Below are 22,170 nucleotides of genomic sequence, written 5' to 3'. Positions count from 1 at the left end.
CCGCCGTTAACGCGTCCTTCACCCGTGTGCCGCTCCCACGCCAACTGATCCTGGATAAATCAACTGTGCCTCTCATCCCCGCTCTGACTCAGTCTCTGCGGCGCCTCGTCGCCGTGGTCCTCGTCGCCCTGGTGCTCGCCGGGGTCATGGTCGCTGCTTCTGCCGCGATGCCCGCACGCGCCGATGATACCGACGGCATCTCCGGATCCCCCGCGACCGACGCCAGCGCCGATGGCCGGAGCCGCTTCAGTTACCAGATCGCGCCGGGCCAGCAACTGACCGATGACTACATGGTTCGCAATACGGGTACGACCCCGCAGGTGATGAAGGTCTTCGCGACGGATGCCTACAACACCGAAGACGGATCGTACGGCCTCCTCGACACCGACGCGCCCGCCTCCGACGCCGGCAGCTGGGTGAGCTTCGATCAGGGCGCCAAGCAGATCGACATCCCGCTCGATCCGGGCGCCTCCCAGGTCGTGCCCTTCACGCTCAACGTTCCCGCCGACGCCGGCCCCGGCGACCACGCGGCCGGCATCGTCATCTCCGTCACGAGCGCCGAGGGCCAGATCCTTGTCGATCGGCGCGTCGCGACCCGCCTTTACGTGCGCGTGCCCGGCGACCTCCAGCCGGCGCTGACCATCAGCAGCATCGCGGCCGACTATCAGGGCCAGGTCAATCCCCTCGACGGCAGCACCGCCATCACCTTCACTGTCAAGAACAGCGGGAACGTGGCTCTCGGCGCCACCATGGTCGCCGGCGTGAACACGTGGTTCGGCATCAGCACGGGCGCGCAGACCCGCCAGGACCTGAGCGAGATGCTGCCCGGGAGCACTCGCACCATCACCATGACGGTGCCTGGCACCGGCCAGTGGGGATACCTGAACCCCTACGTCTCGCTGCAGCCCACGGTCGATCCGGATGCGCTGAACCCCGGTCCCCTGCCCCAGGTGAACCGCGACACGGTCACCTTCGCGGTGCCGTGGCTGCTGCTCATCGCGCTCGCCATCGCGGCCGGGATCTACCTCTTCATCCGCATCCGCCGGGCGCGCGACGAGAAGACCGCGCGCGACTGGATCGCGTACACCGAGGCCGAAGCACGCCGCAAGGCGCGCGACGAGGCCGAGCCGGTCACCTCGAACGAGCCACGGTGACCGCGCCACGATCACGGAGCCGCCGCCGGCCGTACCTGGCGCCGCTCGTCGCGGGCCTCGGCGCGCTGCTCACGCTCGGAATGCTCGCGGGGGCCGGATCGGCCGTCGCCGCCGATCAGCCGGCACCCCGGGGCATCGGCATCACCGTGACGGTCTCGCCGGCTCCTGGGCCGGCTGTCGCCCCGCCGGCCGCGCCCACCACCTCGAACACGACGACCCGCACCACAGTGAACGGATCGACGGTGGTCACCGGCAACCAGAACCCGCCGCTCCCGGCGGAGGGCGTGGCGAGCCTCGGCGGCATCCTGTACATCAGCGGGCTGCACAACGAGTACACCCCGTCGATCAACCCGCTGGGTGGCGAGGTGCGCACCTCCTTCACGGTGCTCAACGTCTCGAACGCGATCATCGACAGCACGGCGAAGTTCTGGGTCACGAACGCCTTCGGCGCCGAACTGAGCGCCGTCGGCCCGATCGATGTGACAGGACTGAAGCCGAACGAGTCGCGCACGATCGACGCCACCCTGACCGGGGTGGGGCAGTGGACCTTCGCCACCACGCACATGACTCTCACCCCGCCCGAGACCGTCGACGGAGTGGCGCTCCAGCCCCTCACCCGCGACGCCTTCGTGTTCCTGCCGCCGTGGTTCCTGCTCGTTCTGGTGGCGATCGCGGCCGGCGCCTATGCCGTGGTCCGCATCCTGCGCGGCGAGCCCGAGACCGAGCCGAGCCTGGTGGAGTCGACCGCGTGACGACGACCGTGATCGAGGTGCGGCCCGAAGCGCAGGCGGGTGGGGGATCACCACTCCCACCTACGGGCGGCGGGCCGTTCGGGCGCTTCGGGCGCTCGGGTCGCGGCGACTCCGGGCCGCCGAGACCGCCGCGCATGCCCAAGCGGATGCCGCGGTCGATGATGCCGCTGGCGCCGCTCACGCCGGCGCAGGTGCTTGCCCGGAGCTGTCTCGCCGTGGTGGCCGCCCTGCTTCTCGCCTTCGCGGCGAACCTCATGGTGCTCAGCCACCTGCAGCACGCCGTGTCGCAGCAGCAGCTCGGCGACGCCTACCGCGAGCAGCTCGCGGCTGGAACCGCCCCGGTCAGCGAGGGCGCCTTCGACGACACCCTGCTTCCGGACGGGGCACCCGTCGGCATCCTCAGCATCCCCTCGATCGGTGTCAGCGAGGTGATCGTCGAGGGCACCTCCTCGGCCGACACCAAGGCGGGCCCTGGACACCGCCGCGACTCGGTGCTGCCCGGCCAGACGGGGCTCAGCACCGTCATGGGGCGCGCGGCCGCGTACGGCGGGCCGTTCAGCCGCATCCAGGAGCTCGCCCCCGGAGAGACCTTCACCGTACTCACCGGCCAGGGCGAGCAGAAGTTCAAGGTCATCGGGGTGCGCTACGCCGGCGACCCCGCGCCGCCTCCTCTCAAGGCGGGGGAGAGCCGCCTAGTGCTCGAGACCGCCCGCGGCACGGCGTACATCCCGACCGGCACGGCCCGAGTGGACGCCCAACTGGTGGGCACGGGTGAGCCGGCCGGAGCACGGCAGACCAGCTACGCCGCGCTCCCGCCGCAGGATCTCGAGATGGCGACAGACCTTTCCACCGTGTGGGCGCTCATCTTCGCCCTGCAGTTCTTCGTGGTGGCCGAGATCGCGGCCGTGTGGGCCTACCGCCGCATCGGCGCCCAGAAGATGTGGGTCGTCTTCGTGCCCGTGATGTTCCTCGCCGGGCTGCTCGTGGCCGACCAAGTCACCCGACTCCTCCCGAACCTGCTGTGACAGCCCGAACCCTACGGAGCATCCATGTCTGACACCCCGGACACCCCGACCACCCCGCCGGTCGACGACGTCACCACCGTGATGCCGCAACTCAGCCGCCGCGAGCAGCGGCAGATCATGAAAGGCAAGGCGCCCGGCCCGCGGGACTGGTCGCCGCCCGTCTCCACCCACCCGGACTCCGGGATGCCCGTCGTCCGCCCGTACTCGAACGCCGACCAGTACGGCGGAGCGATCCTGCCGCCCACGACGAGCTACCGCGCGACCGCCGCACAGCAGCAGGTCTCGGGCGCCGAGTCGGCACGCAGCTTCGAGCAGCAGATCCTCGCCGTCGACGAGCGCCCGCCGCTGGCCTCGCTCGACGCCCGGAACATCTCGGCCTGGTTCGGCGACCACCAGGTGCTCGACCGGGTGTCGCTCACCATGCCGGCCGGCGTGATCACCTCGCTGATCGGGCCGTCCGGATGCGGCAAGTCGACCTTCCTGCGCATCCTGAATCGGATGCATGAACTCGTTCCCTCGGCCAGCCTCGCCGGCGAGGTGCTGATCGACGGAGAGGACATCTACGACCCGTCGCGCAAGCTCGTCGACGCCCGCAAGAACATCGGGATGGTGTTCCAGAAACCGAACCCGTTCCCGGCGATGTCGATCTACGACAACGTGCTCGCCGGCTTGAAGCTCACGGGCACGCGGGCCGACCGCGACCGCCGCGACTACCTCGTCGAGACCTGCCTCACCAAGGCCGGGCTCTGGAAGGAGGTGCGCGATCGCCTGCGCGCCCCCGGCGGGGGACTCTCGGGCGGCCAGCAGCAGCGCCTCTGCATCGCCCGGTCGCTCGCGGTCACCCCGAAGGTGCTGCTGATGGACGAGCCGTGCTCCGCCCTCGACCCCACCTCGACGCGCGTGATCGAGGAGACCATGCTCGAGCTGGTCGACGACGTCACGATCGTGATCGTGACCCACAACATGCAGCAGGCCCAGCGGGTGTCGACGCAGTGCGCCTTCTTCCTCGCCTCGCAGGGGCAACCCGGGCACATCGTCGAGCACGGGTCGACGGAGGCCATGTTCTCGAGCCCGATCGACTCCCGCACCTTCGACTACGTGAACGGCGTCTTCGGTTAGCGGGCGGCGTCCTTGACCCGGTCGACCAGGGTGCGCCAGGGACCGTCCAGGCGTTGTTCGGGCACGCGGGCGTCGCGTTCCTCGGCGGTGGGGAGGAAGACGCGGATCGTGTAGACGAAGCGGTCGGGCGCGCCGCCGATCGGGGCGGATCCGGCGCTTCCGGTCGAGGCTTCGGGCGGATCCCACGGGCATGACTCCACGAGGGACAGCCAGGAGTCGACGTCGGCCTCCTCGGATGCCGTCACCGTCCACTGCGGCCCGATGCCGGCGATGCCGCCCGAGCGCGCCACCGTGATGCGCAGTTCGCTGCCGACGCCCGACGGCGTGTCGTCACTTGCGTTCGGCTCGCGGTCCGCGCCGCCGGTACCGGTCGCATCCGGGGCACGCGTGTCGTTCGCATCCGATGTGCCGGCCGCTGCGTCGGGACCGGGGGTGTCGTCATCCTGGGGTGTCATCGCTCCTCACGCCCACGGTAACCCATGCCCGCTCGATCGCCGAGAGTTCTGCCGAGTCCGCCCCGAATCGCGCCCGCGCGGCCTCCACGGTGGCCGCCGCGAACTGCGCGAATGTCGAGCGCGGATCGAGCGGCGCCGACGCCCCCACGACCGTGTCGTACCAGACCTGTCCCGCGCGTTCCCAGGCGAACCCGCCGAGTTCCGTCGCCGCGAGCGCGAAGGCCCGATTCGGGATGCCGGAGTTCAGATGCACCCCGCCGTTGTCGTCGCGGGTGTCGACGTAGCCCGCCATGTCGGCCGGCTGCGGGTCTCGTCCCAGCACGTCGTCGTCGTAGGCCGTGCCGGGTGCGATCATCGACCGCAGCGCCCGCCCCTCGACGGCGTCGGTGAAGAGGCCTTCGCCGATGAGCCAGCTCGCGGCATCCGCCCGCTGGCCGCGCTGGTGCTGCTCGACGAGGGCGCCCATCACGTCGGAGAAGGATTCGTTCAGGGCTCCGGACTGACCCTCGTAGACAAGACCCGCGGTGTATTGCGTGACGCCGTGCGCCAGTTCGTGACCGATCACTGAGAGCGATGCGGTGAAGCGGCCGAAGACCTCGCCGTCGCCGTCGCCGAACACCATGCGCTCCCCGTCCCAGAACGCGTTGTCGTAGTCCGTGCCGTAGTGCACGGTGGCCAGGAGGGGCAGGCCTTTGCCGTCGACCGAGTCGCGGCCGAAGGCGTCGAGCAGCAGGGCGTGCGTGGCGCCGAGCCCGTCGAACGCCTCGTTGACGGCCACGTCGTCGACCGGCGCATCCTGCTCGCGCCGCACCTCGCGGCCGGGAAGCGTCTCGGTGTTGCCGGCGTCGAAGACCGTGCGATCGACCGCGACGGTCGCCGGGGAAACGGCCAGCGCCGACGGCGGAGTGGCCGGCGTCGCGCCGGAGGCGCGCGCCCGTTCCTCTCGCAGGGGCGGATCGGCGAGCAGCGACCTCCGTGCCGCCTCGGCGGCCCGCGCCATCCCGAACGCGTCGGCCGCAGCGATGCGCGCGAGCAGGTAGGGCGGCACGATCGACCGCGCGCGGAGGGGCGGACGGACGAGGGAGGAGGCGGGCGATGAACTCGACATGCCTCGACACTACGTCGGGCCACCGACACCGCACCGCGATGTCCGATTTCCGCTAGAAGGTGTCGGTGGCACCTGTCAGACTCGAGCCATGGACTTCGACGAGCGCTACCGGATCATCGCCTCCCGCGACCGCCGCTTCGACGGCCAGTTCATCACGGCGGTGCGCTCGACCGGCATCTATTGCCGCCCCAGTTGCCCCGCCCGCACGCCGAAGGCGGCGAACGTCACCTTCTACGAGACCAGCGCCGCCGCCCACGAGGCGGGCTATCGCGCCTGCAAGCGCTGCCTGCCCGAAGCCGTGCCCGGAACCCCGGCCTGGAACCTGCGCGACGACCTCGCCGCCCGCGCCATGCGCCTGATCGGAGACGGCGTGATCGAGCGCGAGGGCGTCGACGGGTTGTCGCGCCGCCTGGGGTATTCCGCGCGGCATCTCACCCGCGTGCTCACCCACGAGCTCGGCGCGGGTCCGCTCGCGCTCTCCCGGGCGCACCGGGCGCAGACCGCGCGCACGCTGCTCACGTCGACCGATCTGCCCATGGCCGACATCGCCTTCGCGGCCGGGTTCACGAGCATCCGGCAGTTCAACGACACCGTGGGCGAGGTGTTCGAGCTGACCCCTACCCAGATCCGGGCGCGGCAGTCGCCCGCGGGTTCCGCGACGCCCGGATCGATCGAGCTCGCGCTGCCCTACCGCGAACCCTTCGACGCGGCGGGGGTGTTCGCCTGGCTGGCCGCGCGCGCGATCCCGGGCATCGAGATCGCGGGGCCCGACTCCTACACCCGGTCGCTGGCGCTCCCCGGAGGCCCGGCCTGGTTCACGGTGCGCCAGGATCGCGGCTCGCGCCTCCTCCTCGACGCCCACCTCACGGCGCTCGGCGACCTGCCGGTGCTGGTGGCGCGCATCCGCCGCCTTTTCGACCTCGACGCCGACCCCGTGGCCATCGACGCGGCCCTGACGGCCGCCGCCGCGAGAGCGGATGTCGTTTCGAACGAATCCGCGTCACAAGACGCCCGTCTGCAGGCACATTCGCGCGCACGTTCGCCCGAAACCACGCCGGACACGGCAAGCGGCGACTTTTCGGGAGGAGGAGCGTCGAACGACCCCCGTATACGGCCTTCGTCGCACGCAGCTCCTCCCGAAATCGCCGCCGGAGGCCTCGAGGGCGCGCGCAGGGCGCTCGCCGCCCGGGTCGCCGCCGTGCCGGGCATCCGTCTGCCCGGAGCAGTGGATGCCCACGAGATGCTCTTCCGCGCCATCATCGGTCAGCAGATCACGGTCGCCGCCGCGCGCACCATGCTGCACCGGCTCGCGGTCGCGGCCGGCTCGCCCCTCGAGACGGCCGCGGCCGAGCCCGGCCGCCCGGCCGACGCCCCGAGCGTTCCCACTCTGCTCTTCCCCACCGCTGCGCAGATCGCCGAGCACGCGGGCGCGGTGCTCTACGGTCCCCGCGCCAAGATCGCGACGGTCGTCGCCGTGGCCGAGGCGCTCGCCTCGGGCGAGCTCGAGATCTCCTCGGGTGACGACGCTGCTGAGCTCCGCCGCCGGCTCACCGCTCTTCCCGGCATCGGAGAGTGGACCGCCGGCTACCTCGCCATGCGGGTACTGGGCAATCCCGACATCCTGCTCACGGGCGACGTCGCGGTGCGGTCGGGCGCCCGATCGCTCGGATTCCCGGATGCGCCGCGCGAGCTGGCCGCGTGGGCCGCCGACTACGCGCCCTGGCGCTCCTACCTCTGCCTCCACCTCTGGGGAGCCGCCGCCGACGCGGCCACCGCACGTCGCTCCCCACCCCGCCCGCTCGCGGCCGGCGGCGCCCGTCGCCCTCCGCTCCGCGCCTCCACGACATCCGCTCTCACGAAGGAGAACACGCCATGACCGCCACCATCCAGTTCGTCGACACCCCGGACGGTCCGTTCGGCATCATCGCCGACGAGGAGGGTCGCGTGCTCTCCTCCGGCTGGACCGCCGACCCCGAGGCGCTCGTCGCGCGCCTCACCCCGAGCCTTCGGCCCGCGACCCTCGAGGTCGGCACGGTCGCCGCCGCCGACGCGGTGCACGCCTACTACGCGGGCGACATCCATGCGATCGACGACGTCGTCGTGGTGCAGAGGGGCGGCGAGTTCCACATGCGCGGCTGGGAGAAGCTCCGCGAGATCGAGCCCGGCAGTCCGCTCACCTACCAGGAGTTCGCGGCGGCCCTCGACCGCCCGAGCGCCGTGCGGGCCGCAGCCAGCGCCTGCGCCCGCAACGCGCCCGCCCTGTTCGTGCCGTGCCACCGCGTGCTCCGCAGCGACGGCTCGATGGGCGGTTTCGCCTGGGGCGTCGAGGTCAAGCGCTCCCTCTTGGCCCGCGAGGCCGCCTGACCCCCGAACTTCTTGCCCCGAAACGCCCTATCTCGCGCGAAATAGGGCGTCTCGGGGCAAAAAGGGGCGGGGTCAGGCCAGGAGTTCGCGCACGCGGGGGACGACCTGGGTGCCGTAGAGCTCGATGCTGCGCATGAGCTTCTCGTGCGAGAGGCCGCCGTTGCCGTACTTGAGGTCGAAGCGGTCGATGCCGAGGCTCTTCACCGTGTTCGCGATCTTCTGGGCGACGGTCTCGGGCGACCCGACGTACAGCGACCCCTCCGGCCCGGCCTCCTGCTCGAAATGACCACGCCCCATCGGCGACCAGCCGCGCTCGCGGCCGATCCGGTTCATCATCGCGGAGTAGTGGGGCCAGAGCTCCTCGCGGGCCTGCTCGTCGGTGTCGGCGACGTGTCCGGGGGAGTGCACGCCGATCGGCTGGCGCCCGGTCTCGAACTGGTCCTGCGCCCGCTGGAACAGGTCGACGTAGGGCGCGAACCGCACCGGGTCGCCGCCGATGATGGCGAGCATGAGCGAGAATCCGTAGCGCGCCGTCCGCACCACCGACTCGGGGCTGCCACCCACGCCCACCCACGTCTTCAGCAGACCGTTCTCGACGGGCGGATACACGCTCTGCGCCGTCAGCGACGCCCGCTTCGCGCCCGACCAGGTCACCGGCTCCTGCTTCCGCACCTCGGCGAAGAGGTTGAGCTTCTCTTCGAACAGCTCCTCGTAGTCGGAGAGCTCATAGCCGAACAGCGGGAACGACTCGGTGAACGAGCCGCGCCCGAGGATGACTTCGGCGCGCCCGTTCGAGAGGGCATCGAGGGTCGAGAAGCGCTGGAACACGCGCACCGGGTCGTCGGAGGAGAGCACGGTGACGGCCGAGCCGAGATGGATGCGCGAGGTGCGGGCCGCGACCGCCGCCAGCACGACCTCGGGGCTGGTCACCGCGAAGTCGTTGCGGTGGTGCTCGCCGAAGCCGATGAAGTCGACGCCGAGCGCGTCGGCCAGCACACCCTGCTCCACGAGGTTGCGCAGCACCTGGGCGTGGGGGAGCGGGGTGCCGCTCTCGTCGGCGGTGACGTCGCCGAAGGTGTCGAGTCCGAGCTCGATCTGCTGTGCCATGGGGTGCTCCTCATCCTCGCCGTGGGCCGGGACACCGGCTCACTTCATGCGTTTGCATCAATTGTCGTCGCCGATGCCAACGGCGGGATGAGATCCAGTATTCCGTGAGACGCGCGCGAGCGCAGGCCGCACGAGCGCAGGCCGCACGTGCGCAGCCGGACGAGCGCGCCTCAGACGGTGTCGAGTCCGGGACCGGGGCGGGTGCCGACATCCGCGAGCTCCAGGATGCGCCCGTCGGCCGTCGTGAACCGGAGCTCCGCGAGCTCGCCCGTGCCGGCGTCCTCGTAGAGCACGGTCGGTCCGACCTCGCTCGCCCGGTGCCGGTCGCCCCAGGCCGTGAAGGCCGCCATGATCGGCAGCAGCTCGCGGCCGGCCTGGGTGAGCACGTACTCCTCGCGCTCCCGCTCGCCCTCCTCGCGGTAAGGCTGCCGTGACAGCACGCCGTACTCCACCAGTGTGCCGAGCCGGTTGGTGAGGATGTCGCGGGCGATACCGAGCGAGTCGGTGAACTCCGAGAAGCGGGTGCGGCCACGGAAGGCCTCGCGCACGATCAGCAGGGTCCACTTCTCGCCGAGCACCTCGAGGCTGCGCGCGATGGAGCAGTTGAGGTCTTTGCCGAGCAGTGCGGTCATGCATCCGATTCTACCCCTGAGTAGGGAGTTCGGACTCAGAGTGCTAAGTTGGGAAACACAACCGAGAAGGAGCATCCATGTCACTCACCACTTTCGACTCCGCCGTCGTGCTGGTCACCGGCGCCAATGGCGGTCTGGGCACCGAGTTCGTGCGCCAGGCGCTCGAAGCGGGCGCCGCCAAGGTCTACGCGACCGCCCGCACCCCGCGGGAGTGGGATGACGCGCGCGTCGTCCCCCTGCAGCTCGACGTCACCGACCCCGAGTCCGTCGCCGCCGCCGCAGCGACCGCGACCGACGTCACGGTGGTGGTGAACAACGCGGGCATCGGAGCGGGCTCCGGCATCGCCACCGGCACGGATGCCGAGCTCCGCGCCATGTTCGAGACGAACTTCTTCGGCGCCGTGGCCGTCGCCCGCGCCTTCGCGCCGGTGCTCGCGGCGAACGGGGGAGGAGCCCTTCTCAACGTGCACTCGGTGCTGAGCTGGATCGGCATCGCGGGCGCCTATAGTGCGGCCAAGGCCGCTCTGTGGTCGGCCACGAACTCGTTGCGCCTCGAGCTCGCGCCTCAGGGCACGCTCGTCACCGGCCTCCACGTCGGCTGGATCGACACCCCGATGGCGGCGCACACCAGCGACCCCAAGAGCGACCCCGCCGTGGTCGTGCGCGACTCCTACGCGGCGCTCCTGGCGGGTGAGTACGAAGTGCTGGCCGACGAGCTGAGCGCCTCGGTGAAGCAGGGCCTCTCCGCCCCCATCCTCGCCCTCTACCCCCAGCTCGCCGGCTGACCCGCGCGAGGGTCACTCCTCCAGGGTGAACACGAAGGAGGGGCCCTCGGCGTCGTGCAGGATGCGGGCCTGGCCCCGGAAGCCGGCGAAGTCGCCGGTTCCGGTGCCGGGCACGAGGTAGCCGAAGGCCGACGGGTCGTCGGGATGCTGCAGGGCGCCGTGGTGCACGGTGATCGACCCGGATCGGCCGTCGTCGAGCGTGCCGGTGATCCGCTCGGCGGCGAGGTAGCCGCGCCCCGACTCCTCGTCGCCCGACGAGATGAAGTGCGCCACGCTCGACCCGACGAGCCCCGCGGTGTACGTCTTGCGCATCGTGATCGCGCCGACCCAGTCGGCGGGCGCGGAATCGCCGCCCTCGGAACCGGCGGCACCGGCGGGGTCGGCGGAGGAAGTGAGACCGGGCAGCTCGACCGGGTCCCAGCCCGTCACCGAGAAGCGCGCGGTGATGGTCTCGTGTTCGCTCATGCGTCCAGGTTACGGATGCGCGCCCGTGCTGCTCTTGAACAATCGCGACAGCGCGGAATCCGCCCGCCCGCGCCGACCCTGAGGACACGCCCAGCGTCTCTGGTGCGCCGCCGCCGGAACCGTCAGGATGGAGGCATGACCGGCCCCGAGAGTCTTCCGCCCGCGATCGCCGACTTCTTCGACGCCACGAACCTATCCGACCGGGATCGCTTCCTGGCCGCGTTCACCGCCGACGCGGTGCTCGACGACTGGGGTCGCTCCTTCCACGGGCACGACGGCATCGCCACCTGGAACGAGAACGAGAACATGGGCGTGCAGAGTCACTTCGAGGTCGAGGGGTTCACCGAGACCAACGGTGTCTACGCGGTCGCCATCGCGGTCACCGGCCACGGCTACAACGGCGGCGGAACCATGGCGTTCGCTCTCGAGGGAGACCGGATCTCGCGGGTCGACATCACGGGCTGACCGGCCCGGGGCATCCGCCGACGCGGCGCAGCGAGCGACAGTACGACACAGCACGACACCGCAAGACGCAGCACAGCACGACACAGCAGCACAGACGGAAAGAGGCAGGATGACCGGCACGATCGTGGTGGGGTATGACGGATCGCCGTCGGGAAAGGTGGCCCTCGACTGGGCCTTGCGACGCGCGGAGGCCACGCAGCACGACGTCGATGTGATCTACGTCGCCGACACCTCCTGGGACTCGGAGGCCTTCACTGCGGCGCCCCTGCTGGAGCAACACGGCGAGATCGTCCTCGGCAAGGCCGCGTTCAACGCCGACACGAAGGCGCCGCACGTGGCGGTCACCTCGCGGGTGCTCTCCGGCAAACCGGTCGAGGTGCTCTGCGCCGAGGCCGAGAAGATCGGCGCCGACCTCCTCGTGGTCGGCACCTACCGCAAAGACGCCTACGAGCGGCTCACCACGAGTGCCGTGAGCATCCGGGTGGCCGCAGCGGCGAAGGTGCCGGTGGCCGTGATCCCCGATCTGCCCGTCGTGCACCGCCGAGGCGTCGTTGTCGGCATCGACGGATCGGATGCCGCCGCTCACGTACTCGAGACCGCCATCGCCGAGGCCGCGCGTCTCGGCGAACCGCTGCACGTCGTCAGCGCCTGGACCGTGCCCCCGCTCTCGATGCCCGACTTCACCGACGGGTCCGAGCTCTACGACGCCCTCGAGGAGCAGGCCCGCCATCACGTCGAGACGACCCTCGCGCAGGTCGACCCCGATCATCCGGAGGTCGAGATCGACACGAAGGTCGAGTTGGACGCACCGGCCGCCGCCCTCGTGAAAGCCTCGAAGGAGGCGTCGCTGCTGGTGATCGGCAGCCACGGCCGCCGCGGACTCAGCCGCTTCCTCCTCGGATCGGTCAGCCACGACGTGCTCCTCAACGCTCCCTGCCCCGTCATCGTGCTCCGGGTCACCTAGCCGCTCCCGTCCACTCCGCTCTGAGCGAAGCACCAGCCGCCCTGGGGCTCGTGCCCGGATTGGGGCTATATCGTTGTGGCGTGTCCGACAGTCCCGCCGCCCGTACCCCCTACGAGGTGCTGGGGGTCGACCCCACGGTCGGCGAGAACGAATTGCGCCGGGCCTATCGCCGTCTGCTGCGGCAGACGCATCCCGACACCGGCGGAGACGCTGCCCTCTTCGTGCAGGTGCAGCACGCCTGGGAGCGCGTCGGCACTCCCGAAGACCGCGCCGCCTACGATCGCGGTCAGGGCGCCCGCACCATGGCGCCCGATGGATACGGAGCCGGCGAGGCGCACGCGGCCGGTGCCTCCGGATCGGCCTCCACCCCCGGCAGCGGCTTCCAGAGCGGATTCCGCACCGGCCGCGCGCGGAGCTCCTCGGTGCGAGCGCGCAGCTACGGGCATCCGGGCGGTCAGGAGCGCGAGCAGTACCTGACGCTCCTGCGCGAGTGGGTGGGCCGCGGCGTCTCGATCGACGACCCCTACGACCCGGCGCTCGTGCGGTCGGCGCCGCGTGAGATCCGGAGCTGGCTGGCCAAGGCGATCGCCGAGGAGTCGACGGCGGGCATCGTCGGCACGCTCGGCATCGGCTACACCATCTGGAACAACGTGCTCACCGGCCGCAGCGCCGCCGGCGTCCCCGAGACCATCGACCACGTCGTGCTCGGCCCGGCCGGACTCTTCGCCATCCAGTCCGAGGACTGGGGTGGCGAGGTGCGCCTGCACAAGGGCGAGATCGTGGGTGACGGCGTGCACCGCGACGAGGAGCCCCTGCACGAGCTGAGCCGCGGAGCCCGCTCGCTCGGCCGTTCGCTGGGCGTCACGTTCACCAACCTGGTGGTCGTGGTCCCGGATGCCGCGCTCGCCGAACCGATGCAGGTGGTCGAGCGCGGGCGGTTAGCCGGCGCCATCGTGGTGAGCCGGTCACTGCTGCCCCAACTCCTCCGCAACGGCGTCGGCACCACCGACCGGGCCAGCATCGACCGGGCCTTCGAGCTGCGACCGCGGCTGCAGAGCGGCATCCGCCTGGCCTGAGTCATCGCCCCCGAACGAGGGGCGAGACGTGAGCGCTTCTCAGGCATTAGGGTTCGAGCAGCCCGGCCGAAGGAGCCCCATGGACAGACCCGCCCTGCGCGAACGCGTGCGTTACCGCTTCGACGACTGGATGTCGCGCGGCACCATCGCCCTGATGCTCCTCCTCGGCGCCGCCACCGCCGTCTTCGTCGTCATCCTCGCCGTCGTGGTCTACGTCGTGCACGCCTACCCCGACGACGCCTCGTCCGCCGACTTCCTCGACGTGCTCTGGGGCAACCTCATGCGCACCCTCGACCCGGGAACGATGGGCGGCGACTCCGGATGGGGCTTCCGCGCCCTCATGCTCGTGGTCACCATCGGCGGCCTGATCATCGTGGCGAGCCTCATCGGCATCATCTCCGGGGCCTTCGACAGCAAAGTCGAGGAGCTCCGCAAGGGCCGCTCGCGGGTGCTCGAGAAAGACCACACCCTCATCCTGGGCTGGAGCCCGAAAGTGTTCTCGATCGTGAGCGAACTCGCCATCGCGAACGAGTCGCGCGGGCGCAGCGCCATCGTGGTGCTCGCCGCCCGCGACAAGGTGGAGATGGAGGATGCGATCCGCGCCGAAGCCGGCAAGACCGGGCGCACCCGGGTGATCTGCCGCTCCGGCGACCCGATGAACCTCAACGACCTCGAGCTCGGCAGTCCGCACGACGCCCGGAGCATCGTGATCCTCGCCTCCGAGGGCGACGACGATCCCGATTCCACCGTCATCAAGACCGCCCTCGCGCTCACCAACAACCCGAACCGCCGCGACGACGACTTCCACATCGTGGCCGAGCTCGACGACCCGGCCAACCTCGAAGCCGCACGCTTGGTGGGCCGCGACGAGACGCACTGGGTGCTGGCGAGCGACCTGATCAGCCGCGTCACCGTGCAGACCTGCCGGCAGAGCGGTCTGAGCGTGGTCTACACCGAGCTCCTCGACTTCGGTGGCGACGAGATCTACTTCACCGAGCAGCCCACGCTCGTCGGGCGCACCTACGGCGAGGTGCAGTCGGCGTTCGCCACCTCGACCGTCATCGGCATCGCGACCGGCGTCCACGCCGCCCCGGGTGCGCCCGCGTCATCCGTGGCCGTCAACCCGCCCGCCGACACCGTGCTGGCGCCGGGCGACCAGCTCATCGTGATCGCCGAGGACGACAGCACCATCGCCCTCGCGGCTCCCGTCGCCCCCGAGAGGTCGGCCATCGTCGCGCCCCGGCCGGCGGATGCGCGCCCCGAACACACCCTCGTGCTCGGCTGCAACAGCGGGCTGGTGATGATGCTCCGCGAGCTGCGCGACTACGTGGCACCCGGATCGACGGTGCGCGTGGTCGCGCCGGGCGACTGCCCCGAGCTGCCCGCCCTCGGCGGACTCGACATCACGGTGGAGCGCGCCGATCCCACCAGCCGCCGCGTGCTCGACGCGCTCGAGGTCTACCGCTTCGACCACATCATCGTGCTGGCCGAGAAGGATGCGCTGCCCGCCCAGCGCGCGGACGCCCGCACCCTCATCACCCTGCTTCACCTCCGCGACATCGCCGAACGCCACGACGTCGACCTCAACGTGGTGAGCGAGATGCTCGACGACCGCAACCGCGAGCTCGCCGAGGTCACGAACGCCGACGACTTCATCGTGAGCGAGAAGCTGGTGAGCCTGATGCTCTCGCAGGTGAGCGAGAACAAGCTGTTGGCGGATGTCTTCGCCACCCTGTTCTCGAGCGAGGGCAGCGAGATCTACCTGCGACCCGCTGACGACTACGTCCAGCCCGGCGTGACGGTCGATTTCTACACGGTCGCCGAGGCCGCCCTGCTGCGCGGCGAGACCGCGATCGGCTACCGCGTCGCGGCCGACGCGCACGACGCCGCCCGCGCCTACGGTGTGCACGTGAACCCCCCGAAGGCCGCCGGCGTCGCGTTCGCACCGGGCGACCGCGTGATCGTGCTCGCCGAGAACTAGCCCTTCACGGCACGAGCAGGATCTTCCCCACGTGCGCCGACGACTCCATCAGCCGATGCGCCTCGGATGCCTGTGCGAGCGGGAAGCGCGCGGCGATCACCGGGCGCACGCTGCCGTTCTCGACCAGCGGCCACACGTTCTCGCGCACGCTCGCGATGATCTCGGCCTTCTCCGCCGGCGGGCGGGCCCGGAGGCTGGTGGAGCGGATGGTGCCCCGCTTCATCATCAGCGCGTTGAGGTTCAGGCTCGCCTGGCCGCCGGCGAGGCTGGAGATGTTGGCGATGCGCCCGTTGACGGCGAGAGCCCGCACGTTGCGGTCGAGGTAGTCCCCGCCCACCACGTCGAGGATGACGTCGGCACCTCCGGCCTCCTCCTTGATGCGCTGCACGAAATCGTCCTGCGAGTAGTCGATCAGGATGTCGGCACCGAGCTCGCGGCACGCCTCGAGCTTCTCGGCCGACCTCGCCGTCACCGCGACGCGCGCTCCGAAGGCGCGGCCGAGCTGCACGGCCATGGTGCCGATGCCGCTCGATCCGCCGTGCACGAGCAGCGTCTCGCCGGCCCGCAGCTCGGCGAGCAGGAAGACGTTCGACCACACCGTCGCCACCACCTCGGGCAGCGCGGCGGCGTCGACGAGGTCCACGGTCTCCGGCACGGGGAGCACCTGCCCCACGGGCACCGCGACCCGCTCCGCATAGCCGCCCCCGCCGAGCAGGGCGCACACCCGGTCGCCCACGGCGAAGCCCGCCGCCTCGGCGCCCGGCCCGACGCCGGCGATCACGCCCGACACCTCGAGTCCGGGCCATTCTGGTGACCCGGGAGGCGGCGGGTAGTGACCCTCCCGCTGCGACACGTCGGCCCGGTTAACTCCGGCCGCGGCCACGTCGATGAGCACCTCACCCTCGCCGGGCACCGCATCCGGCACCTCCCCGATCTCGAGAACGGACGCATCACCGGGGGTTCGCACGAGGACAGCCTTCATGGTGTCGACCGTACCGCCTCGGACGTCGTCGGCAGGCCCGTTCGGGGACTTCAACCCGAGCTCGGCGGCCGGTACTCTACGGGTGTGCATCGACGCCTCCGACTCCCGCGACCCATCCGTCTGCTCTCGGCCGCTCTGCTCGCCCTGGCGGTGACCGCTCTGCCCGCCACCGCCGCGAACGCCCAGGCGCCCGCCGCTCCGGCCGCCACGGAGGGGCTCCAGTACGTGGCGCTCGGCGATTCGTACTCCGCCGGGTTCGGCCTCGAGCCGTTCAGCTTCTCGACCCCGGCCGACGGATGCTTCCAAGCCGAACAGAACTACCCCCATCAGGTGGCGGCACGGCTCGGTCTGGAACTCGACGACCGCACCTGCAGTGGCGCGGTGACCGCGAACATCCGGGACACCCCGCAGCCCACCATCACCGGCCTGGGGACGGCACCGGTGCAGTCGCAGTACCTCACCGCCGACACCGACGTCGTCACCGTCACCATCGGCGGTAACGACCTCGGTTTCGCCGACGTCGCCGCCTTCTGCGTCTCGCTCGGCCCGGGGGAGCCGATCCTCGGCGATCCGCTCTACACCGATTGCTCCGACTACTACCACCCGCTGCCCGAGGTCGACCTCCTCGCCGACAAGATCGACGACGTGGTCGCCCCCGCCCTGGCGAGCACCTACGCGCTGATCGCCGAGAAGGCCCCGAACGCGAAGGTCATCGTGGTGGGCTACCCCACGCTCTCGCCCGACGTCGAGAACGTGCCGGCCGCTGGATGCTTCACTCCGGCCCTCACGCCGGGCGGGCCGCCCTACCCCGAGAACTCCTTCCCCTACACCGCCGCCGACACCACCTATCTGCACGACGTCGAGGCCAAGCTCGACGCCGCCATCCGCGAGAACGCAGAGGCAGCGGGCGCCACCTATCTCTCGACCCTGCCGCAGACGGAGTCGCACAGCGCCTGCCAGACCGACGGATCGGCCTTCGTCAACGGCATCTCCCTGCTCTTCGACCAGCCGAACCAGGGCACGCCCACCCCCGATCCCGACCTCTTCGTGAAGCTCGGCGCCCTGCACCCGAACGCCGCCGGTGTGGCCTTCCTCACCGACCAGGTCGCTGCGGCCGTCACGGCGGCCGTGGGCGAAGGAACGGTGGGCGAGGAAGACGGCGGCGGAACACCGCCTCAGGCGATTGGTGACCCCGACGGCGGCGCGTCCTCCGCCGCCACGGCGGACGATCGGCAGCTCGCGGCCAGCGGTGCCGACCCGGTGCCGTCGCTGGCGGTGGCGGCCGGTCTGCTGGCGGCCGCCGGGGCGATCCTCATCGGCGTGCGGATCAGGGCCTTGCGGGAGAGTGCTGAGGGGTAGTCAAATAGCCCAACGACTATCGAAGGAGATAGCTCATGACCCGATCGACATACGCCGACGTCGAGATCCCCGCCGTCAGCGTCTACCAGCTGCTGTTCGCCGGTCTCGACGAGGCCGACCTCGACCGCGTCGCGCTCGTCGACGGCACCTCCGGCGACGAGACCAGCTACCGCCAGCTGATCGCCCAGATCGACTCCCTGGCCGGCTCGCTCGCCGCCCGCGGCCTGGCAGTGGGCGACACGGTCGGCATCCTCTGCCCCAACGTGCCCGCTTTCGCCACGGTCTTCCACGGCGTGCTGCGCGCGGGCGGCACGGCCACCACCATCAACTCGCTCTACACGATCGGCGAGATCGCCGAGCAGCTGAAGAGCGCGGATGCCCACTGGCTGTTCACCGTCTCCGCCTTGCTCCCGCAGGCGGCTGAGGCGGCGCAGGCCGTGGGCATCGCCGACGACCACCTCGTGGTGATCGACGGCGTAGAGGGCCACCCCTCGCTCCGCGACCTCCTGTTCGATCGCGCGGCCCCGCCCGAGGTGGACTTCGACCCGGCCACGCACCTCGCCGTGCTGCCGTATTCCTCGGGTACCACGGGGCATCCGAAGGGTGTGATGCTCACCCACCGCAACCTCGTGGCGAACGTGCTTCAGAGTGAGAAGGTCATCGGCCTCGGCCGCGACGACCGCGTGCTCGCGGTGCTGCCCTTCTTCCACATCTACGGACTCTCCGTCCTCCTCGACTACGCGCTGCTCAAGCGCGCGACCCTCGTCACCATGCCGAAGTTCGACCTGGCCGAGTTCCTCCGCATCGCGAGCTCGCAGCGGTGCACGTGGCTGTTCATCGCCCCGCCGATCGCGGTCGCCCTGGCGAAGCATCCGCTCGTCGACGACGTGGATCTGTCGGGTGTCGACGTGATCTTCTCGGGGGCGGCCCCGCTCTCCCGCGAGCTCGCCGAGGCCGTGGCGGAACGGATCGGCTGCACGGTCTGCCAGGGCTACGGCATGACGGAGGCGAGTCCGGTGACGCATGCCATCCCGACCGACCGGCCCGACATCGACCGCTCGTCGATCGGGCTGGCACTGCCGAACACGGAGTGCCGTGTCGTCGACCCCTCGTCGGGCCTGGCCGTGCGGGTGCCGAGGAAGGGGCCGAGCGCGCCCGGTGAGCTCCTCGTGCGCGGGCCGCAGGTGATGCGCGGCTACCTGCACGACGAGGAGTCGACCGCCCACGCGCTCGACCGCGACGGCTGGCTGCACACCGGCGACATCGCGACCGTCGACCGCGACGGCGTCTACACCATCGTCGACCGGCTGAAGGAGCTCATCAAGTACAAGGGCTACCAGGTGGCGCCCGCCGTGCTGGAGGCCGTGCTGCTGACGCATCCGGACGTCGTCGACGCCGCCGTGATCGGCATCGACGACGACGACGGCCAGGAGGTGCCGAAGGCCTTCGTGGTGCGGCGTGCCGACGCCGAGATCGACGAGGAGATGGTGATGGCCTTCGTGGCCGAGCGGGTCGCCGGGCACGAGAAGGTGCGGATGGTGGAGTTCATCGAGGTGATCCCGAAGTCGACCTCGGGCAAGATCCTGCGGAAGGATCTGCGCTCGAAGGTGGGGCGGCACGCGGCCGTCGGCTGAGCGGTGGACGTGGGAGCCCGTCCGTGACATTGTGGACAGTGTTCACATGAGCGACCGGGAGGAAACACCATGCTCGACACGAAACACGGATTCAGCGGCTTCAGCGTTCGCGACATCGAGGCTGCGCGGGTGTTCTACGGCGAGACGCTCGGGCTGACGGTGAAGCTCAACGAGATGGGAATCCTCGACATCACCGTGCCCGGGGGCACCTCGGTCATCGCCTACCCGAAAGACGACCACGTGCCGGCCGTCTTCACCATCCTCAACTTCGTGGTCGACGACATCGACACGGCGGTCGACCAGCTGGCCGCCGGAGGGGTCTCGATGGAGCGTTACGAGGGCATGCAGCAGGACGAGAAGGGAGTGCTGCGAGGCAAGGCCGCGAACATGGGGCCCGACATCGCGTGGTTCCTCGACCCGTCGGGCAACATCCTCAGCGTGCTCTCCGACTGAGCCGGCTCAGCGCAGGGAGGCGCGCAACTCGATCGTCGCCGGGTCGATCACGTCGTCGAACTCGTGGTGGCGCTCCAGGTACCCTGCCATGAAGGGGCAGATCGGCACGGCGCGGAGGCCGGCATCCCGCACCTGACCGAGCACGGCCGCCATGAGGGCGCTGCCGTAGCCGCGACCCTCCTGAGCCGGGTCGATCACCGTGTGCAGGAAGACGCGCTGCTGTCCGCGGTCGGTGTACGAAGTGAAGCCGACCTCCTGGCCGTCGACCTCGATCACGTAGCGGTGCTTGTCGGGTTCGTTCCGGATGACGGTCTCCGGCTGCGTCTCGTCGCTCATGGGTCTAGCGAACCAGACCCGCGCCCGAATCGCGAGCCCGGGCACCGATCAGTGCGCCCACACGCCCGAGCTGCCCCGCCGGTGACTGCCCATCAAGTGCGTGTCGACGATGCCCGCCGCTTCCATGAGCGCGAACATCGTGGTGGGGCCGACGAAGCGGAAGCCCTTGATCTTCAGCGCCGTCGACAGTGCCACCGACTCCGGCGAGGTGGTGGGGATGTCGGCGAAGGCCACCGGTTCCGGCGTCTCGGCCGGCTGGAACGACCAGATCAGGCCGGGCAACCCACCCTCGACGTCGGGGTCGTCGCGGAGCGCCACCGTGGCCCGGGCGTTGTGGATGGTGGCCGTGATCTTCGCGCGGTTGCGGATGATCCCGGCATCCTGCAGCAGACGCGCCACCTCGGCGTCGCCGTAGGCGGCGACCGCATCCGGATCGAAGCCGTCGAAGGCGGCGCGGAAGGCCGGCCGCTTCCGCAGGATCGTGGCCCACGACAGACCCGACTGGAACGCCTCGAGGCTGAGCCGCTCGAACAGGCCGCGCTCGTCGCGCACCGGCATGCCCCACTCGGTGTCGTAGTACTCCTGCATCAGTGGGTCGACGGATGCCCACAACGGCCGCGCGAGCCCGTCGGCTCCCACCACCACCACACCCGGCACCTCGTCGGCTCGATCGCTCACACCCTCTAGTATTGAGGAAGCCACGGACGACGGAGGAAAGACAATGAACGTGCTCGCTGCAATCGGAGCGATCTTGCTGTTCCTCCTCGGGCTCTTCCTCTTCGGCCAGTTCTCCAACGCCTGGGTGTTCTTCGGCGGCATCCTCTGCGTCTCGGCGTCGCTGTTCATCGTCTTCTCGGTCCTCCCCACCCAGCGCCGCCACTAGCTCCTCGCCCCACAGGGTCGGAACCCGAACTCAGACGCGGGAGACGACGACTTTGCCGATGGTGGTGCCTGACTCGACGAGGCGGTGGGCTTCTCGGAGGGTGGCGGCGTCGAAGGGCGTGAGCACGCGGGTGAGGGTCGTGCGCACGGCGCCGGACTCCACCAGTTCGGCCACCGAGTCGAGGAGGCGGTGCTGCTCGACGAGGTCCGGGGTGCCGAACATCGACCGCGCGAACATGTACTCCCAGTGGAACGACAGCGCCTTCGGCTTCAGCGGACGCACGTCGAGTTCGTCGGGGTCGTCGATCGCCACGATGTGACCGAAGGGTTTCAGCGCCTCGACGAGCATCGGCAGGTTCTGCTTCGTGCGCTGCGTGCTGAACACCGCGTCGACGCCGTCGGGCGCCACCTCGGCGAGCTGGGGGAGCAGGTCGCGGCTGTGGTCGATCACGTGGTCTGCGCCGAGAGCCCTCACCCATTCGACCGTCTCCGGACGGGATGCCGTCGCCACCACGGTCACCCCGGTGACGACCTTCGCGAGCTGCACCACCATCGATCCGACACCGCCGGCCGCTCCGATCACGAGGAGGGTGCCGCGCGAGTCGCGGCTGAGGCGCAATTGCTTCAGCAGCCCCTCCCACGCCGTGATCGAGGTGAGCGGCAGGGCAGCGGCCTCCGCGAATCCGAGGGTCACGGGCTTCCGGCCCACCACCCGTTCGTCCACCGCCTGGAACTCGGCGTTCGCGCCGGGCCGCGTGATGCTACCGGCGTAGAACACCTCGTCGCCGGGGGCGAACAGCGTCACCGAAGGCCCGATCGCGGCCACCACGCCGGCGGCGTCGTAGCCGAGGATGCCGTCACCGCGCGGGGCGGCGTTCGCGCGCTGCTTGACGTCGACCGGGTTCACCGACACCGCCATCACCTGCACCAGCAGGTCGTGCGGGCCCAGCGTGGGCACCGGCACCCGGGCGTCGACCAGGCTGTCGGCCGGCTCGATCGGCCCGGGACGGCGGTACACGACGGCCGACATCGTCTCGGTCGCTGCGGGAGGGCTGATCGGCGACTCGGGCAC

Annotated in this window: 24 protein-coding genes; 15 read left to right on the top strand and 9 right to left on the bottom strand. The window is 70.6% G+C overall.

Annotated features, from left to right (window positions below; all coding sequences use genetic code 11):
* Positions 1–65: 65 nt before the first annotated feature.
* The 4 genes from ACFJGU_RS21235 (at position 66) to ACFJGU_RS21220 (ending at position 4,050) form a co-directional block, all read left to right on the top strand.
* Entirely contained in the window at positions 66–1,154 is a 1,089-nt protein-coding gene (locus ACFJGU_RS21235; RefSeq protein WP_382306400.1) for a hypothetical protein, read from the top strand.
* Positions 1,151–1,906: a hypothetical protein gene (locus tag ACFJGU_RS21230; protein WP_382306398.1), complete on the top strand. Its 756-nt coding sequence runs from the start codon at positions 1,151–1,153 to the stop codon at positions 1,904–1,906. Before ACFJGU_RS21235 ends, ACFJGU_RS21230 begins: the two co-directional genes overlap by 4 nt.
* Positions 1,903–2,931 (top strand): sortase, encoded by a 1,029-nt coding sequence (locus tag ACFJGU_RS21225; protein WP_382306396.1) that lies wholly within the window; start codon positions 1,903–1,905, stop codon positions 2,929–2,931. Before ACFJGU_RS21230 ends, ACFJGU_RS21225 begins: the two co-directional genes overlap by 4 nt.
* Before the next feature lie 345 nt (positions 2,932–3,276).
* Entirely contained in the window at positions 3,277–4,050 is a 774-nt protein-coding gene (locus tag ACFJGU_RS21220) for a phosphate ABC transporter ATP-binding protein (RefSeq protein ID WP_382310466.1), read from the top strand.
* Here ACFJGU_RS21220 and ACFJGU_RS21215 read toward each other — a convergent pair.
* Both ACFJGU_RS21215 and ACFJGU_RS21210 read right to left on the bottom strand, forming a co-directional pair.
* The gene (locus tag ACFJGU_RS21215) at positions 4,047–4,505 is read right to left on the bottom strand and encodes a protealysin inhibitor emfourin (RefSeq protein ID WP_382306394.1); all 459 of its coding nucleotides are present in this window, start codon (positions 4,503–4,505) and stop codon (positions 4,047–4,049) included. The two genes, ACFJGU_RS21220 and ACFJGU_RS21215, sit on opposite strands and share 4 nt — an antisense overlap.
* Positions 4,489–5,613: a M4 family metallopeptidase gene (locus tag ACFJGU_RS21210; protein ID WP_382306392.1), complete on the bottom strand. Its 1,125-nt coding sequence runs from the start codon at positions 5,611–5,613 to the stop codon at positions 4,489–4,491. Before ACFJGU_RS21210 ends, ACFJGU_RS21215 begins: the two co-directional genes overlap by 17 nt.
* 88 nt (positions 5,614–5,701) lie before the next feature.
* On the opposite strand from ACFJGU_RS21210, the gene ACFJGU_RS21205 reads away from it, so the two are divergent.
* On the top strand, positions 5,702–7,489 hold the full coding sequence (locus ACFJGU_RS21205; RefSeq protein WP_382306390.1) for a DNA-3-methyladenine glycosylase 2 family protein: 1,788 nt from the start codon (positions 5,702–5,704) through the stop codon (positions 7,487–7,489).
* Positions 7,486–7,977, top strand: coding sequence for a methylated-DNA--[protein]-cysteine S-methyltransferase (locus tag ACFJGU_RS21200; RefSeq protein WP_382306389.1), 492 nt, complete (start codon positions 7,486–7,488; stop codon positions 7,975–7,977). The genes ACFJGU_RS21205 and ACFJGU_RS21200 overlap by 4 nt, the downstream gene beginning before the upstream one ends.
* Before the next feature lie 72 nt (positions 7,978–8,049).
* On the opposite strand, the gene ACFJGU_RS21195 is transcribed toward ACFJGU_RS21200, so the two are convergent.
* Together ACFJGU_RS21195 and ACFJGU_RS21190 are read right to left on the bottom strand one after the other, a co-directional pair.
* Entirely contained in the window at positions 8,050–9,084 is a 1,035-nt protein-coding gene (locus ACFJGU_RS21195; RefSeq protein WP_382306387.1) for an LLM class flavin-dependent oxidoreductase, read from the bottom strand.
* 170 nt (positions 9,085–9,254) lie between these two features.
* Positions 9,255–9,716 carry a winged helix-turn-helix transcriptional regulator gene (locus ACFJGU_RS21190; protein ID WP_382306385.1) on the bottom strand — a complete coding sequence of 154 codons (462 nt, stop codon included), beginning with the start codon at positions 9,714–9,716 and terminating at the stop codon, positions 9,255–9,257.
* Positions 9,717–9,793: 77 nt separating this feature from the next.
* Between ACFJGU_RS21190 and ACFJGU_RS21185 the strand changes: the two genes are divergently transcribed.
* Positions 9,794–10,501, top strand: a complete 708-nt coding sequence (locus ACFJGU_RS21185) for an SDR family oxidoreductase (RefSeq protein WP_382306383.1) — start codon at positions 9,794–9,796, stop codon at positions 10,499–10,501.
* A gap of 12 nt (positions 10,502–10,513) precedes the next feature.
* On the opposite strand, the gene ACFJGU_RS21180 is transcribed toward ACFJGU_RS21185, so the two are convergent.
* The gene (locus tag ACFJGU_RS21180; protein ID WP_382306381.1) at positions 10,514–10,966 is read right to left on the bottom strand and encodes a DUF3224 domain-containing protein; all 453 of its coding nucleotides are present in this window, start codon (positions 10,964–10,966) and stop codon (positions 10,514–10,516) included.
* 135 nt (positions 10,967–11,101) lie between these two features.
* On the opposite strand from ACFJGU_RS21180, the gene ACFJGU_RS21175 reads away from it, so the two are divergent.
* The 4 genes from ACFJGU_RS21175 (at position 11,102) to ACFJGU_RS21160 (ending at position 15,452) form a co-directional block, all read left to right on the top strand.
* Entirely contained in the window at positions 11,102–11,431 is a 330-nt protein-coding gene (locus ACFJGU_RS21175) for a nuclear transport factor 2 family protein (protein WP_382306380.1), read from the top strand.
* Between the two features lie 109 nt (positions 11,432–11,540).
* Entirely contained in the window at positions 11,541–12,395 is an 855-nt protein-coding gene (locus ACFJGU_RS21170; protein ID WP_382306378.1) for a universal stress protein, read from the top strand.
* Between the two features lie 80 nt (positions 12,396–12,475).
* Positions 12,476–13,471, top strand: coding sequence for a DnaJ domain-containing protein (locus ACFJGU_RS21165; protein ID WP_382306376.1), 996 nt, complete (start codon positions 12,476–12,478; stop codon positions 13,469–13,471).
* Between the two features lie 79 nt (positions 13,472–13,550).
* Positions 13,551–15,452, top strand: coding sequence for a hypothetical protein (locus ACFJGU_RS21160; protein WP_382306374.1), 1,902 nt, complete (start codon positions 13,551–13,553; stop codon positions 15,450–15,452).
* Between the two features lie 4 nt (positions 15,453–15,456).
* On the opposite strand, the gene ACFJGU_RS21155 is transcribed toward ACFJGU_RS21160, so the two are convergent.
* The gene (locus ACFJGU_RS21155) at positions 15,457–16,434 is read right to left on the bottom strand and encodes an NAD(P)H-quinone oxidoreductase (protein ID WP_382310464.1); all 978 of its coding nucleotides are present in this window, start codon (positions 16,432–16,434) and stop codon (positions 15,457–15,459) included.
* An 84-nt stretch (positions 16,435–16,518) separates the two neighbouring features.
* Between ACFJGU_RS21155 and ACFJGU_RS21150 the strand changes: the two genes are divergently transcribed.
* The 3 genes from ACFJGU_RS21150 to ACFJGU_RS21140 all read left to right on the top strand — a co-directional run bounded on the left by ACFJGU_RS21150 (position 16,519) and on the right by ACFJGU_RS21140 (position 19,880).
* A complete protein-coding gene (locus tag ACFJGU_RS21150; protein ID WP_382306372.1) occupies positions 16,519–17,793 on the top strand; it encodes an SGNH/GDSL hydrolase family protein in 1,275 nt (424 codons plus the stop codon).
* Between the two features lie 35 nt (positions 17,794–17,828).
* Positions 17,829–19,427, top strand: coding sequence for an AMP-binding protein (locus ACFJGU_RS21145; protein ID WP_382306371.1), 1,599 nt, complete (start codon positions 17,829–17,831; stop codon positions 19,425–19,427).
* Positions 19,428–19,496: 69 nt separating this feature from the next.
* Positions 19,497–19,880, top strand: a complete 384-nt coding sequence (locus ACFJGU_RS21140; RefSeq protein ID WP_382306369.1) for a VOC family protein — start codon at positions 19,497–19,499, stop codon at positions 19,878–19,880.
* 6 nt (positions 19,881–19,886) lie between these two features.
* Here ACFJGU_RS21140 and ACFJGU_RS21135 read toward each other — a convergent pair whose 3' ends face one another.
* Together ACFJGU_RS21135 and ACFJGU_RS21130 are read right to left on the bottom strand one after the other, a co-directional pair.
* Positions 19,887–20,261 carry a GNAT family N-acetyltransferase gene (locus ACFJGU_RS21135; RefSeq protein ID WP_382306367.1) on the bottom strand — a complete coding sequence of 125 codons (375 nt, stop codon included), beginning with the start codon at positions 20,259–20,261 and terminating at the stop codon, positions 19,887–19,889.
* 3 nt (positions 20,262–20,264) lie between these two features.
* Positions 20,265–20,894 (bottom strand): DNA-3-methyladenine glycosylase I, encoded by a 630-nt coding sequence (locus ACFJGU_RS21130; RefSeq protein ID WP_382306365.1) that lies wholly within the window; start codon positions 20,892–20,894, stop codon positions 20,265–20,267.
* A 49-nt stretch (positions 20,895–20,943) separates the two neighbouring features.
* On the opposite strand from ACFJGU_RS21130, the gene ACFJGU_RS21125 reads away from it, so the two are divergent.
* Positions 20,944–21,099, top strand: coding sequence for a hypothetical protein (locus ACFJGU_RS21125; RefSeq protein ID WP_382306364.1), 156 nt, complete (start codon positions 20,944–20,946; stop codon positions 21,097–21,099).
* 30 nt (positions 21,100–21,129) lie between these two features.
* On the opposite strand, the gene ACFJGU_RS21120 is transcribed toward ACFJGU_RS21125, so the two are convergent.
* Positions 21,130–22,170, bottom strand: coding sequence for a zinc-binding alcohol dehydrogenase family protein (locus ACFJGU_RS21120; protein WP_382306362.1), 1,041 nt, complete (start codon positions 22,168–22,170; stop codon positions 21,130–21,132).

Source organism: Herbiconiux sp. UC225_62 (assembly GCF_042694625.1).
Classification (GTDB): domain Bacteria; phylum Actinomycetota; class Actinomycetes; order Actinomycetales; family Microbacteriaceae; genus Herbiconiux.
This window is presented reverse-complemented; position numbering and strand designations above follow the sequence as displayed.